The following is a 13,874-nucleotide window of genomic DNA, read 5'->3' as shown; positions in this document are numbered from 1 at the left end:
TTGGTTAAAGGATAGGATATTATTGTTTTGCCAACTCTTTCTTTGCTATTTCGGCAATGTCATCGATATCCTCCTTTAAATCGTGTACTTCACTTTTTCCTTTGTAGATCGCGGTTTTTACATTAGCTCGTACTTTATCTGCAAATTCGTTGGCTTGCTCCAACCACTCTTCTTTTCTGTCACTTCCCATAATGTAACCTACTGCAGCTCCAAGAGCAACGCCGATTCCTAAACCTAATAATAGTTTTGCTTCTGATTTCATAATTTTTGCGTTTAATAGTTAGTTATTTTGATGTTCAATCAAGTTTTGTCGCTCCAATACCTGTACTAAATAGAACACATTACCGGCAAAATTGTTTTTCGAAACTGTAATTTCCGGGATCGGGGATTATTCTGCGGACAACGACTCTCCCAGCAATGTGGCGGGTGTGAAGCCGGTTATTTTCACCTTCACAAACTCTCCGATACGGTGCTTTTTCTTGTCAAAAATAACCACTTTGTTCTGGTCGGTACGGCCGAAAAGTTGTTCCCGTGACCGCTTGGAAAAGCCTTCGGTGAGTACTTCAAACTCTTTCCCCATATCTTTTTCGTTACTCTGCCTTGATAACTCCATTTGCAGGTCGATAATCTCCTGCAGGCGTCTGCTCTTGACCTCTTCGGGTATGTTGTCCTCCAAACGCTTGGCAGCATATGTGCCCGGCCGTTCCGAATATTTGAACATAAAGGCCGAATCGAAACCTACTTCACGCATCATGGAGAGAGTTTCCTGATGGTCTTCTTCCGTCTCGGAATGGAATCCACACATGATATCGGTAGAAAGTCCGCAACCGGGAATAATCCGTTTGATGGCGGCAATCCTGTCCATATACCACTCCCTGTCATATCTCCTGTTCATCAGCTTCATCATCCTTGAACTTCCCGATTGCACAGGAAGATGGATGTAATTGCAAAGATTTTTGTATTTGGCGATCGTTTCCAGCGTCTCATCGGTCATGTCCCTGGGGTGTGATGTGGTGAAACGGATCCGCATTTCGGGTGCGGCTTCAGCGACCATGGCGAGCAGTGCGGGGAAATCAATCTTTCTGTCGCTGTCCATGAAGCGGTAAGAGTTTACATTCTGCCCTAATAGGGTTACTTCCCTGAATCCCTTTTCGCGCATAACGCGTAACTCATTGAGGATACTCTCCGGTTCGCGGCTGCGCTCCCGCCCCCGGGTAAAGGGGACAATACAGTAAGTACAGAATTTATCACATCCGCGCATGATGGAAATATATCCGGAGATGTTGCTCCCGTTCAATTTCAAGGGGATTACATCTTTGTATGTCTCTGTTTTTGACAGTTGGATGTTGATGGCTTTCTCACCTCTTTCGGCTGCCCCGACTAAGTTAGGGAGGTCGAGATAAGCATCGGGCCCTACCACCAGGTCAACATTATGATCGTCGATCAGGTCCGATTTTGCCCTTTCGGCCATACATCCCAATACACCTACGATAAGAGGTGCCTTCCGTTTCCTTTTCAGGGCATTGAAATATTCCAGTCGCTGTACTACTCGCTGTTCTGCGTTATCCCTTATAGAACAGGTGTTTACGAAAATGGCGTCAGCGTCGCGGTCATTGTCGGTCAGGCGGTAGCCATCCATCTCCATGATCGAAGCAACCACTTCCGTGTCCGCCACGTTCATTTGACAACCATAAGTCTCTATAAATAGTTTTTTTTCTTTTACTTCGTTCGGATTCATACGATAATTTTATTTTCTCATTTCGATGTATGGAACCTTCATTACCGGTTTCATAACTTATTTGTAAACTGTGATATATATCATAAAATTCCCGGGAAAGTTAAAATGTCAAATTCTCGACAGAAAAGTTGCAATATTCTATTTCTTATGCTAACTTTGCCACAAGGAAAAATAAAAATTTTTTCATAGTTAAGGTTTTGGTTAATTGCTCGAGAGTGGCTGTGAAGTTGCTCTCGATTTTTATATTGACCATGTAACCTTCAATTCAGAAAAAATCACTATTTTTGTCCGGTTACAAAATTAATCAAAATATGGAGTTTGGAGATATTATTTATTTTATCCTTCTGGTATTTTTCATGATATTGGGTTTTTTTAATGATTCCCGCAAGAAAAAGCAGAAACAACAGCAACAAAGGCAAGCGGAAGCAGAGCAGCCGCCGGAAGTTGAGTTCCGTCCATTTTTTGAAGAAGAAGAGATCGTACCTCCCCGGACGAAATCCGAAAGGCATGTAACTCTGCCCCCGCCTGCGCCTGCCGCATACTCGGCAAAGAGCCGGTACGAAAATTTCCAATCCTCAGTCGATCTGGTATCTATTCACGAAGAACCGACCACACTCTCAAGTTATACCTTTGATTATGATGCGAATTCATTTTATGAAGTAGATCCCGATTCACCCGATGCGCCTGATAATGCCCGGGAGGAGAAATCAAAGAAAACCCTCCATCCGTTGGTGCAAAGTCTGAGAGGCGATGCAGGCCGTGAAGAACTAAAAAAAGGGTTGATTTACGGGGAGATTATGCAGAGAAAGTATTGAAATTATATCGATTTATCTAAACACAAAAATATTTATTGTTTATGGCACTACAATTTATTAGCGCTAAGGAGGCTGCGGCACTCGTGAAAAATGACGACAACGTAGGCTTCAGCGGTTTTACACATGCCGGATGTCCCAAAGTGGTTCCGGTGGAGATTGCTAAAAGGGCGGAGGCGGAGCACGCCAAGGGCAATCCTTTCAAAATCGGAGTTTTCACGGGAGCATCCACCGGCGATTCCATAGACGGTGCACTCACCCGTGCGAAAGCGATCAAGTTCCGTACACCTTATCAAACCAACAAAGATACACGGGAAGCGCTCAACAGAAATGAATTCGATTTTTTCGACCTTCATCTTTCTCAATTGGCACAGGAAATCCGTTATGGTTTTTTTGGTAAAATCAATGTGGCTATTGTTGAGGCTTGTGAAGTGACTGAAAAGGGAGAGGTTGTACCAACAACAGCGGTAGGTATTACCCCTACCATCTGTCGCTTGGCGGATATCGTCATTGTGGAATTGAATAAAAAAGTTCCTGCCAAGTTGCGCGGTATTCACGATATCTATGAACTACAGGATCCTCCCAAGCGGAGAGAGATACCTATTTACGAGATACAGAACCGAATAGGGCTTGATTATGTGAAGGTGGACCCCAAAAAAATTTTCGTGGTGGAGACGGAAAAAGACGGAGAGGGAGGTGGTTTTGCTCCGGTGGACGAGGTGACTGCCCGTATTGGTGAAAACGTGGCAAACTTTTTTGTTTCCGAGATAAATGCAAAGCGTATTCCCGCTCATTTTTTACCAATCCAGTCAGGAGTGGGAAATATAGCCAATGCGGTACTCGCCGCCATGGGAAGTAATCCTGATATTCCTCGTTTTGAAGTATATACTGAGGTGATCCAGGATGCAGTGATTGATATGATGCAGAAAGGAAATATCTCTTTTGCCAGTGGTTGTTCCCTCACAGTGAGCAATGAAGTGCTTCACCAGTTCTATAACGACCTTGATTTCTTCAAGAATAAATTGGTGTTGCGTCCTTCGGAAATATCCAACAATCCGGGGCTGGCACGCCGGCTCGGTATCATCGCTTTGAATACTGCCATAGAGGTGGATATTTTTGGTAATGTCAACTCCACCCATGTGAACGGTACCAAGATGATGAACGGGATCGGCGGATCAGGAGACTTTACCCGTAACTCCTACCTCTCGGTGTTCCTGACCCCTTCTACTGCTAAAAAAGGAGCAATCAGTTGTATCGTGCCCAAGGTGACGCACGAAGATCATAACGAGCATTCGGTGAAAATTGTGGTATCAGAATATGGAGTGGCCGACCTGCGTGGTAAAGGGCCGAGAAAACGTGCCGAAGAGATTATTGAAAAATGTGCTCATCCCGATTACCGGCCACTGTTACACGAGTATCTCAATCGCGGTGTCAACGGGCATCTTCCGCAGGATATCTATGCTTGTTTTGCTTTCCATCACACATTGAGGGAAACAGGTAGTATGCTCAATACTGATTTTTCGAAGTATCAGATAGGGTAGGTGTCCACTTACAGATAACCCAAGGAAGTTTGTAAATTAGAAATAAATGGAGTTATCCTGGCAGGAAAGGTTTTCTGCCAGGATAACTTTTTAATACCCGGGTAATGGAGAGGGGCCACGAATTTAATTATCCCTCCTGAGGTATTCCCGCAATACGTATTGTAAAATACCTTCGTTTTTGTAATATTCTATTTCAATGTCGGAATCCAGTCGCGCTTCAACTTGGAAATCTGTGACTTTCCCTGACGGGTGTACCGCTTTCACGTCAAGTATTTTATGAGGAACTAAATCGTTCTCCAAACCTGTTATGGAATAGGTTTCTGTGCCATCCAAACTCAGGGACCCGGCGTTCTGCCCGTTGATAAATACCAATGGAGCAACACCCATGCCCACTAAATTGCTTCTGTGGATCCTCTCGAAGCTCTCGGCAATCACAGCCTTTATTCCCAGCAGGAATGTCCCTTTTGCCGCCCAGTCTCTTGACGAACCGGAACCGTATTCTTTACCGGCCAGGACGATCAGGGGTGTTCCGTCGTTTTTATATGACATTGCCGTTTCGTAAACGGTTTTCACTTCATTTGCCGGGAAATAAGTACTATATCCACCTTCTCTATCTGTAACTTTATTTTTGATGCGGACATTGGCAAAAGTACCGCGCATCATCACTTCATGATTACCTCTGCGAGAACCGTAAGAATTGAAGTCTGCCCGGCAAACGCCATGCTCCAACAGATATTTACCTGCGGCACTGTCTTCTTTGAATGACCCGGCAGGAGAGATATGGTCAGTCGTCACAGAATCACCCAGATATAACAATACCCTGGCATTATGGATGTTTTTTAGCGGCTGCAAATCTTCAGTGAGTCCCTCGAAAAATGGAGACTCTTTAATGTATGTTGAATTTCTGTCCCATTCGTAATTCTGATCCAGATTGACTTTTAGATTCTGCCAATCGGTAGATCCATCGAAAATCACATCGTAGACCTGTTTAAAATCCTCCACCCTCATGCAGGATTTGATTGTTTTCACGATTTCATCCCTGCCAGGCCAGATATCACGAAGATATACGGGATCGCCATTCGGATCATAGTCCAAAGGATCTTCCATCAGATTTACATCTATTCTGCCTACCAATGCATACGCAACGACAAGCATCGGAGACATCAGAAAATTCATCTTTACCTGTGGGTGGACACGAGCCTCAAAATTCCTGTTGCCGGACAATACTGCAGATACGATCAATTCACCCTTTTCAACAGCTTCAGCCACATGCGGGGGAAGCGGGCCGGAATTCCCGATACAGGATGTACAACCATAACCTACCGTATGAAAACGTAAGGCCTCCAAATCTACGTTGAGTCCCGAGCGTTCCAGGTATTGAGTCACCACCTTAGATCCCGGAGCCAGGGAAGTTTTAACCCACGATTTAGTGCGTAGTCCTCTCTTTACCGCATTCCTTGCCAATAAGCCGGCACCGACCATTACCGCCGGATTGGAGGTGTTCGTACAACTGGTGATTGCGGCAATCACAATACTGCCGTCGCTCAGTATAAACTCCTTGTTCTTATGTTTGATCCTTACAGACCGGATAGATTCTTTTTCTACCTCATAGGTGGTGGGTGTATTTACCGGAACCTTACCAAAGGTAAATTCTGTTCCCGATCCTCCATCTGCAAGCCAGGCGGATTCACGTCTGTCATGTACCGGGAAATATGAGCGGGCATATTCTTTTTCCAGCAGGAGTTCGAATTGCTTGCTTAATTCTTTCACCAGTATTTTATCCTGTGGGCGCTTAGGCCCTGAAACTGTAGGTTCAAGAGTAGACAGGTCAAATTCCACCAGTGAGGAATACTGAATATCTTCATTTCCTGTCCGCCATAACAGATTCTCTTTACAATATGTCTCGACAATCTCTACCTCTTCTTCCGTACGATTGGTTTGGTGCATGTACTGCAAAGTGAGGTCATCAATCGGGAAATAGGTTACCGTACATCCAAATTCGGGCGACATATTAGAGATAGTGGCCCTGTCAGTAACCGTTAAAGTGTCCAGTCCATCACCGAATACTTCAACAAACTTTCCTACGACCCCTTTGTCCCTTAACACTTTGGTTATAGACAATACCATATCGGTAGCTGTACACTGTTCCGGTATTTTTCCTGTCAACTTCAACCCTATCACCTCGGGACAGGTAAAGAAGATAGGTTGTCCAAGCATGGCAGCTTCCGCTTCGATACCACCAACACCCCATCCAATCACACCAATACCATTGACCATAGGAGTGTGGGAGTCGGTGCCGACCAATGTGTCAGGGAATAACCAGCCGTCACGGCTTATAATTCCTTTGGCCAGATATTCTAAATTAACTTGGTGGCAAATACCCAATCCGGGAGGGACTACCGTAAAATTGTGCAGGCCGTTTTGTGCCCATTTTAATAATTCATATCTTTCCCGGTTTCGTTCATACTCAACCTCTACATTTTTGTTAAATGAATAGTCTGTGCCGAAATAGTCGACCTGCACCGAGTGGTCGATCACCAGGTCAACCGGGATGGCAGGATTGATCTTCTGGCCATCTTTACCATGCCGGATATATTCGGCTCGAAGTGAAGCCATGTCAACAACAGCAGGGACTCCTGTAAAGTCTTGCATTAAAATGCGTGCCGGTTTAAAAGGGATATCCTTATCAACCGGGGTGGGCGACCAGTTAACCAATGTATTGATATGGTCATCGGTGATGCTGAATCCATCGTAATTCCGCAATACATTTTCAAGGAGGATACGAATACTGAATGGAAGATGTTCAACCTGACCGTAAGGAAGGCCTTTGAGAGAACTGTAAAAGTAGTTTTTCCCTTTCACTGTAAGTTCCCGGAGTGATTTTGATTTAGTTGTTTCCATAGCACATCTGTAATATTAGTCTTAATTCAACTAACAACGAAGAAGAGCAAATAGTTTAAATATTCCTTATTGTGACGAATTCTTTCTCCCGTAAGTTGATGAATGTAGAGTCCTTTCCCGGGATATTACTGAGAGGGGTTGAGTGGGAAACACTGAATTTCTTTTGTGATGATGCTATTGCTCTGCCCGATGAATTTAGAAAAATGTTTGTATAATTGGATACTATGAATTTTCATAGTATATTTGTAAGGTAATTAAAAGCAGATAAGGAAATGAAATTGACAAAAGATGAAAAGGAACTGATCGAAGTGATCAGGAACTATAGAAACTCAAGAATTTTCTTTAACTGGACGTATGAATTTTATATTAGGGAACTCTTCGATAATCTGCTTTCAAAAGATTACGACCCTGGAGAGGAAAAAGAAAGGGAAGAATAGAGTTGAGAGAAGTACTGTTATTTAACACATTAATTATGTAAAACGAAAGAGTATGAAACCGACATGTTTAAAATAATCATTAGACACCCGAAGGGAATGATTATTTTAAATATCAAAGGTTCCATACACCGAAATATAAAAAATAAAATAATCGTATGAAAATAATAACATCTGAAAAAGTGTCCACCAGGGAACAGTTGAAAGATATTGCTTTGGATATTACTTGGGCAAAAATAGCGCAGAAATACTTTGATAAATCATCGTCTTGGATATACAATAAAATCAATGAGATTGATGGTAATGGCGGTAAGGGTGGTTTTACCAAAGACGAACTGCAACAATTAAAAAATGCACTGTATGATTTTGCAGAACGTATCCGTCAGACAGCCGACAGGCTTGAATAATGAAATAAGTCTCATCAATATGTCTTGTTGTAAAAGGGAAATCGTCGCGAATTTGTCATGCTCCCATAAAAAAAGACTTACAACACTATGTAAGTCTTTTTTACCAGCATTGTCGGGATGACTGGATTCGAACCAGCGACCACTCGCCCCCCAGACGAGTACTCTAAACCGGACTGAGCTACATCCCGAAAAAGTGAGTGCAAAAGTACCACATTATTTTTAATTCCACAAATTTAGATTCTGCTTTGTTTAATGTATATTATGAATTTATTTATGATCGGATAAAAAAATAGTTGTTAATTTGCGGTTTAAAATATAAATAGAGAGATCGTTGGTGCCTTTTTACCCATCCATAACTGTGGTATATGGATAGAGAAAATAATGAATAGATTACCTCTGTAAGGCTTCAACATATTTAAAACGAAATAGTTATATTCAATGACTTTCACTGCAAAGCAAATAGCCGATTTTCTGAAAGGAGAGATAGTCGGCAACCCGGAAGTAACAGTTTCCAATTTTTCAAAGATAGAAGAGGGGAAAGCAGGTACCATCACTTTCCTGGCCAATCCCAAATATACCCACTATATTTATAATACAGAAGCCGATATTGTATTGGTAAACAGTGGTTTTGAGCCGGAGAAGCCAGTCAGGGCCACCCTTATAAAGGTGCCCAATGCTTATGCTGCATTGGCCTCATTGATGGAGATGGTAAATAAAAGTATCCCCGGTAAGACCGGTATTGACACAATGAGTTTTATCTCACCTACGGCGAATCTCGGAGGAGAGGTTTACGTGGGAGCATTCGCTTATATCGGAGATCATGCAGAGATCGGTGATAGCTGTAAAATTTATCCGCAGTCTTATATAGGAGATAATGTGAAGATCGGGAAAAATACGGTTATTTACCCTGGCGTGAGGATATATCATAATTGCGTCATAGGGGATAATTGTATATTACATTCCGGCGCCGTGGTTGGTGCGGATGGATTTGGCTTTTCCAAAGAGGGGGAGATGTATCATAAGATACCGCAATTGGGAAATGTGATTATCGAAGATGACGTGGAGATTGGAGCCAATACAGCCATTGACCGCGCGGTAATGGGATCTACCATCATCCGTAGAGGTGTAAAACTCGATAATCTCATACAGATCGCGCACAATTGTGAAATTGGAGAACATACTGCCATGGCTGCACAGGTAGGTATTGCCGGTTCTACCAAAATCGGAGAAAACTGTGTGTTTGGCGGACAAGCAGGTATTGGCGGTCATATTACTATCGGGAAGAACAGCCAGATCGGTGCGCAGTCCGGGATTATCAGTAATACCAAAGAGGGGTCGGAAATCATAGGTTCCCCTGCTATGCCTGTGAAGAGTTTCTTCAAATCAAGTATAATCATGCCCAAGCTGCCTGATATGTACCGGCAACTGAATGCCCTGGAAAAAGAGTTGTCAGAGCTGAAAAAAAAGCTTGAATCCGGTGATTAAGTTACTATCCTGTTAAGAACCATTGCTCTATTAAGAAATATACCATACTTCTCACAAATTTAAAAAGAATCTGTGCAACTGATCATTTGCAATAGGAAATATGCATTTTATTGAACCGTAATGGGGTGAAATTGTTTAGTTGATGTTATCTTTGCACATAAATAGGAAAAATGAGAAATAAATTATGTTCCATAGGTGCCTTTTAAGGTAGATAGTTTTATTATATGAAACAGAAAACATTACAAAACAGCTTCACGTTAAGCGGTGTAGGTCTTCATACCGGATTGGATATTGTAGTTACTTTCAATCCTGCGCCTGTAGACCACGGATATAAGATAAAAAGAATTGACCTGGAAAATCAGCCGGTGATTGAGGTGTTGGCGGAAAATGTAGTGAATACGCAGCGCGGGACAGTAATCGGTAAAGGTGATGTAACCGTAAGTACCATCGAACACGGACTTTCGGCATTGTTCGCCCTGGGTATTGACAACTGTCTGATAGAGGTTAATGCATCTGAATTCCCTATACTTGACGGAAGTGCGATTGAATATGTAAAAGAAATCCGAAAGGCAGGTATTCAGGAGCAAGATAAAGACAAAGATTTCTACGTGGTACGCAAGAAGATTGAGGTATCTGATCCGGAGACCGGTTCAAAACTGACACTCTTGCCCGACGATGCATTCTGTATTAACTCCTTTATAGAGTTCGATTCGAAATATATTCCTAACCAATCGGCGTCGATGGATACCGTTACCGATTATGAGACTGAAATTGCACCTGCGCGTACTTTTGTATTTGTACGCGAAATCCAACAATTACGTCAGGCTGGTCTTATCAAAGGAGGCAATCTGGATAATGCAATCGTAATTTATGAAAGGAAATTATCACAGAAAGAGTTAGATGATATAGCCGATGAACTGAATGTGCCTCACCATAATGCAGATGAGTTGGGCTATCTGAACAGCCGTAAATTGATGTTTCCCAATGAGCCCGCCCGCCATAAACTGCTCGATATTATCGGGGATATGGCGCTGATCGGTAAACCTATTAAAGGTCGGCTTATAGCCACACGCCCCGGACACAAGATCAATAATCAATTGGCGAGGATTATCCGTAAAGATATTAAACTCAATGAAGTGCAGCCGCCTGTATATGATGTGACACAGGAACCGGTTATGGATAATAACCGAATCCGGGAATTGTTGCCTCACCGTTATCCTTTTCTGATGGTGGATAAAATTATACAGATGACAGATAAATTTATTGTGGGGGTGAAAAATATTACGACCAATGAACCTTTTTTTGTAGGTCATTTTCCCCAGGAACCGGTAATGCCCGGGGTATTACAGGTAGAAGCCATGGCTCAGACAGGCGGATTGCTCGTACTTTCAGGATTGGATGAACCGGAAAGATATTCTACTTATTTTCTCAAGATCGATAATGTAAAGTTCCGTCATAAAGTCGTACCGGGTGATACCATTATCTTCAGGGTAGAGCTTACCAGCGAAATGCGTAGAGGTATTGCCACTATGAGGGGATTGGCATTCCTTGGAGATAAAGTAGTTTCCGAAGCCGACTTCACGGCTCAAATCATCAAAAATAAATAAGATAAACTAACGGTATATATGAACAGTGTTTCATCTTTAGCTTATGTGCACCCGGAGGCTAAACTAGGGGAGAATGTGATTGTAGAACCTTTTGCCTATGTCGATCAAAATACTGAGATAGGAGATGGTACCCGGGTGATGACGCATGCGACGGTGCTGTCGGGAGCCCGTATTGGAAAAGATTGTACCATTTTTCCGCATGCCACAGTAGCCGGTATCCCGCAAGATCTTAAGTTCCGCGGTGAAGATACGGAAGCGATTATCGGAGACAATACTATTATAAGAGAATGCGCTACTGTGAACAGAGGAACCGCCTCGAAAGGATTTACGAAAGTGGGTGCTAATTGTTTGGTTATGGCGTATAGCCATATCGCACACGATTGTGTGCTCAACGACCATATAATCCTGGGGAACGCTACCCAATTGGCCGGTGAAGTGGAAATTGAAGATTATGCTATCATCAGTGGGGGTGCTTTAGTGCATCAGTTCACTAAAATAGGTGCTCATGTGATGATACAGGGCGGATCTAAAGTGGGTAAGGACATTCCTCCTTACGTCATGGTGGGACGTGAACCGATTACATTCGTGGGTTTAAACGTCGTAGGATTGCGGCGCCGGGGTTTCATCAGTGAACGCATTAATTCTATTCAGGAGATATATCGTTATCTTTACCAGTCCGGGTTCAATATTACCCAGGCTGCAGAGAGGATAGAGAAGGAACTGCCTGTCAGTGACGATCGTGATCATGTCCTGGAATTCATCCGTTCGTCAAGTCGCGGTATTGTCCGTGGAAATATGGAAGGGTAAGGATATGCCGGAGATCTTTTTTCCGGCGGAATGGTATCCGCAGAGCGCTGTACAGGTTACCTGGCCACATATTAATACTGACTGGGCAGATGATTTGGAAGAGGTTACCGCCTGCTATGTCGCATTATCAAGAGAGATACTCAAACGGGAAAAGCTATTGGTGGTCTGCAATGATACCGGTGAGGTTGAGAAATATTTTTCCCGGGATGAACAGAAAAACCTTATTTGTACTGAAATAGGGAGTAACGATACTTGGGCGAGGGATCACGGTGCCATTTCCTTATTCATTGATGATAAACCTGCGATATCCGATTTTGGGTTCAATGGATGGGGACTGAAATTTGTAGCCAACCGGGATAACCTGATTACAAGCCGGCTTTTTGAAAAAAATCTTTTTTTACCCGGAGTTGCTTATCGGAATAATTTAGATTTTATTCTGGAAGGAGGATCGATAGAGTCGGACGGAAAAGGAACACTCCTTACTACTGTACAGTGCCTTCTGGCTCCCAACCGTAATCAGCCAATGACACAAGATGAAATTGGCGGTTATCTGAAACAATCCCTTGGTGCAAAGCGTATCTTATGGCTCCACCACGGTTATCTGGCAGGTGATGATACTGACTGCCATATCGATACGCTGGTTCGTTTCTGTGATGAACATACCATTGCCTATGTGAAATGCGACGATCCGCAAGACGAGCATTATGAAGAGTTGAGTGCGATGGAGAAGGAACTGGAGTCATTTGTTGCATACGATGGCCGGCCCTACCGGCTGATTGATCTCCCAATGGCAGATGCGGCATATCACGATGGGGAGCGTTTGCCCGCTACGTATGCCAATTTTCTTATTGTCAATGGGGCGGTATTGGTTCCGTTCTACGGTACTGAGAAAGATCAGGTCGCAAAAGAACAACTACGGAGGGCCTTTCCCGGCAGGGAGATAATTGGTGTCGATTGCAGGCCGCTTATCCGGCAACACGGTTCGTTACACTGTGTGACCATGCAGTTTCCCATCGGGTTTCTGTGACCTAAAGTGGGACAGTGGGAAGGTGGAGAATGACAATTGAAAATGATGTTTTATTTTTAGTGCTCTGTAATAAATTGGTAATTAGTAATTTGTAATTGGTTATTTTGTATGCGAGTCGGAATTATTCAGCAGGCTAATACGGCCGATAGGGAAGATAATATAAGCCGTTTACAGAAAAAAATCAGACAGCTGGCTCAGGATGGGGCAGAGTTGATTGTGATGCAGGAGTTGCATAACGGTCTCTATTTTTGTCAATCCGAGGATACGGCTGTGTTTGACCAGGCGGAGACTATTCCCGGCCCGTCCACCGATTTATTTGGCAGCCTGGCTAAAGAGGTGGAGGTGGTTATTGTCCTTTCTTTGTTTGAAAAGCGTGCTGCAGGGCTTTATCATAATACTTCGGTAGTGATCGAGAAGGATGGAACAATTGCCGGTAAGTACCGAAAAATGCATATTCCTGATGATCCTGCCTATTACGAGAAATTTTACTTTACTCCTGGTGATTTAGGATTTCACCCTATTGAGACATCTGTTGCAAAGCTGGGAGTGCTGGTCTGCTGGGATCAGTGGTATCCCGAAGCGGCGCGCCTGATGGCACTCGCGGGAGCGGAAGTGCTGATCTATCCTACTGCTATCGGTTGGGAGTCTACCGATCCTGAAAAGGAAAGACAACGGCAACTTGATGCCTGGGTTACGCTGCAGCGGGGACATGCCGTAGCCAACGGTTTGCCCGTTATCGCAGTGAATCGCACCGGCTTTGAACCGGATCCTTCCGGACTTACCAATGGCATTCATTTCTGGGGAAACAGTTTTGTCTGTGGTCCCCAAGGGGAATTTTTATATCGTACCGACAGTGAGGAGATTGCCAGTATTATTGAGATCGACAGGCAACGTACCGAAAATGTACGCCGCTGGTGGCCTTTCTTCCGCGATCGCCGTATCGACGAATACGGCCAATTGACCAAACGATGGATCGATTGATCCCTTATAAGGATATTTCTTCTTTCAGGTAATCTGTAATATTTTAATGAAATTGTGTCATAAAATCCAGATGCTTTCTGTTGGCATGTTTGCTATCGAGATTTACGTATTCTTTCCACATAGAGTAAATAGTC

General features: G+C 43.5%; 12 protein-coding genes and 1 tRNA gene. 9 read left to right on the top strand and 4 right to left on the bottom strand.

The window, feature by feature from the left end:
- Positions 1–19: 19 nt before the first annotated feature.
- Together PSM36_RS11975 and miaB are read right to left on the bottom strand one after the other, a co-directional pair.
- The gene (locus PSM36_RS11975) at positions 20–262 is read right to left on the bottom strand and encodes a YtxH domain-containing protein (RefSeq protein ID WP_076931091.1); all 243 of its coding nucleotides are present in this window, start codon (positions 260–262) and stop codon (positions 20–22) included.
- 126 nt (positions 263–388) lie between these two features.
- Positions 389–1,738, bottom strand: a complete 1,350-nt coding sequence (gene miaB / locus PSM36_RS11970) for a tRNA (N6-isopentenyl adenosine(37)-C2)-methylthiotransferase MiaB (RefSeq protein ID WP_076931090.1) — start codon at positions 1,736–1,738, stop codon at positions 389–391.
- A gap of 311 nt (positions 1,739–2,049) precedes the next feature.
- On the opposite strand from miaB, the gene PSM36_RS11965 reads away from it, so the two are divergent.
- Both PSM36_RS11965 and PSM36_RS11960 read left to right on the top strand, forming a co-directional pair.
- Positions 2,050–2,553: a hypothetical protein gene (locus tag PSM36_RS11965; RefSeq protein ID WP_139233497.1), complete on the top strand. Its 504-nt coding sequence runs from the start codon at positions 2,050–2,052 to the stop codon at positions 2,551–2,553.
- Positions 2,554–2,594: 41 nt separating this feature from the next.
- Positions 2,595–4,091 carry a succinate CoA transferase gene (locus PSM36_RS11960; protein ID WP_076931088.1) on the top strand — a complete coding sequence of 499 codons (1,497 nt, stop codon included), beginning with the start codon at positions 2,595–2,597 and terminating at the stop codon, positions 4,089–4,091.
- Between the two features lie 123 nt (positions 4,092–4,214).
- On the opposite strand, the gene acnA is transcribed toward PSM36_RS11960, so the two are convergent.
- Positions 4,215–6,992: an aconitate hydratase AcnA gene (gene acnA / locus PSM36_RS11955; protein WP_076931087.1), complete on the bottom strand. Its 2,778-nt coding sequence runs from the start codon at positions 6,990–6,992 to the stop codon at positions 4,215–4,217.
- 272 nt (positions 6,993–7,264) lie between these two features.
- Between acnA and PSM36_RS17380 the strand changes: the two genes are divergently transcribed.
- Together PSM36_RS17380 and PSM36_RS11950 are read left to right on the top strand one after the other, a co-directional pair.
- Positions 7,265–7,429 (top strand): hypothetical protein, encoded by a 165-nt coding sequence (locus tag PSM36_RS17380; protein ID WP_154671020.1) that lies wholly within the window; start codon positions 7,265–7,267, stop codon positions 7,427–7,429.
- A gap of 155 nt (positions 7,430–7,584) precedes the next feature.
- Positions 7,585–7,833: a DUF5053 domain-containing protein gene (locus PSM36_RS11950; protein ID WP_076931086.1), complete on the top strand. Its 249-nt coding sequence runs from the start codon at positions 7,585–7,587 to the stop codon at positions 7,831–7,833.
- A gap of 112 nt (positions 7,834–7,945) precedes the next feature.
- Here the strand turns inward: PSM36_RS11950 and PSM36_RS11945 are convergent.
- Positions 7,946–8,021 (bottom strand) — tRNA-Pro (locus PSM36_RS11945).
- Between the two features lie 250 nt (positions 8,022–8,271).
- Between PSM36_RS11945 and lpxD the strand changes: the two genes are divergently transcribed.
- The 5 genes from lpxD (at position 8,272) to PSM36_RS11920 (ending at position 13,740) form a co-directional block, all read left to right on the top strand.
- Positions 8,272–9,318 carry a UDP-3-O-(3-hydroxymyristoyl)glucosamine N-acyltransferase gene (gene lpxD, locus PSM36_RS11940; RefSeq protein WP_076931085.1) on the top strand — a complete coding sequence of 349 codons (1,047 nt, stop codon included), beginning with the start codon at positions 8,272–8,274 and terminating at the stop codon, positions 9,316–9,318.
- 224 nt (positions 9,319–9,542) lie between these two features.
- The gene (locus PSM36_RS11935; protein ID WP_076931084.1) at positions 9,543–10,925 is read left to right on the top strand and encodes a bifunctional UDP-3-O-[3-hydroxymyristoyl] N-acetylglucosamine deacetylase/3-hydroxyacyl-ACP dehydratase; all 1,383 of its coding nucleotides are present in this window, start codon (positions 9,543–9,545) and stop codon (positions 10,923–10,925) included.
- Positions 10,926–10,943: 18 nt separating this feature from the next.
- A complete protein-coding gene (gene lpxA, locus PSM36_RS11930; RefSeq protein ID WP_076931083.1) occupies positions 10,944–11,732 on the top strand; it encodes an acyl-ACP--UDP-N-acetylglucosamine O-acyltransferase in 789 nt (262 codons plus the stop codon).
- Between the two features lie 4 nt (positions 11,733–11,736).
- Complete coding sequence (locus PSM36_RS11925; protein ID WP_076931082.1) at positions 11,737–12,759, top strand: agmatine deiminase family protein; 1,023 nt, start codon at positions 11,737–11,739, stop codon at positions 12,757–12,759.
- A 108-nt stretch (positions 12,760–12,867) separates the two neighbouring features.
- Entirely contained in the window at positions 12,868–13,740 is an 873-nt protein-coding gene (locus PSM36_RS11920; RefSeq protein WP_076931081.1) for a carbon-nitrogen hydrolase, read from the top strand.
- Positions 13,741–13,874 lie beyond the last annotated feature (134 nt).

The organism is Proteiniphilum saccharofermentans, assembly GCF_900095135.1.
Classification (GTDB): Bacteria; Bacteroidota; Bacteroidia; order Bacteroidales; family Dysgonomonadaceae; genus Proteiniphilum; species Proteiniphilum saccharofermentans.
This window is presented reverse-complemented; position numbering and strand designations above follow the sequence as displayed.

Excerpts from the sequence above, each read along its gene's own strand:
- lpxD (WP_076931085.1), top strand. The coding sequence starts at position 8,272 with ATGACTTTCACTGCAAAGCAAATAGCCGATTTTCTGAAAGGAGAGATA.
- acnA (WP_076931087.1), bottom strand. The coding sequence starts at position 6,992 with ATGGAAACAACTAAATCAAAATCACTCCGGGAACTTACAGTGAAAGGG.
- PSM36_RS11925 (WP_076931082.1), top strand. The coding sequence starts at position 11,737 with ATGCCGGAGATCTTTTTTCCGGCGGAATGGTATCCGCAGAGCGCTGTA.
- miaB (WP_076931090.1), bottom strand. The coding sequence starts at position 1,738 with ATGAATCCGAACGAAGTAAAAGAAAAAAAACTATTTATAGAGACTTAT.
- PSM36_RS11965 (WP_139233497.1), top strand. The coding sequence starts at position 2,050 with ATGGAGTTTGGAGATATTATTTATTTTATCCTTCTGGTATTTTTCATG.
- PSM36_RS11975 (WP_076931091.1), bottom strand. The coding sequence starts at position 262 with ATGAAATCAGAAGCAAAACTATTATTAGGTTTAGGAATCGGCGTTGCT.
- lpxA (WP_076931083.1), top strand. The coding sequence starts at position 10,944 with ATGAACAGTGTTTCATCTTTAGCTTATGTGCACCCGGAGGCTAAACTA.
- PSM36_RS11950 (WP_076931086.1), top strand. The coding sequence starts at position 7,585 with ATGAAAATAATAACATCTGAAAAAGTGTCCACCAGGGAACAGTTGAAA.
- PSM36_RS11960 (WP_076931088.1), top strand. The coding sequence starts at position 2,595 with ATGGCACTACAATTTATTAGCGCTAAGGAGGCTGCGGCACTCGTGAAA.
- PSM36_RS11920 (WP_076931081.1), top strand. The coding sequence starts at position 12,868 with ATGCGAGTCGGAATTATTCAGCAGGCTAATACGGCCGATAGGGAAGAT.
- PSM36_RS11935 (WP_076931084.1), top strand. The coding sequence starts at position 9,543 with ATGAAACAGAAAACATTACAAAACAGCTTCACGTTAAGCGGTGTAGGT.
- PSM36_RS17380 (WP_154671020.1), top strand. The coding sequence starts at position 7,265 with ATGAAATTGACAAAAGATGAAAAGGAACTGATCGAAGTGATCAGGAAC.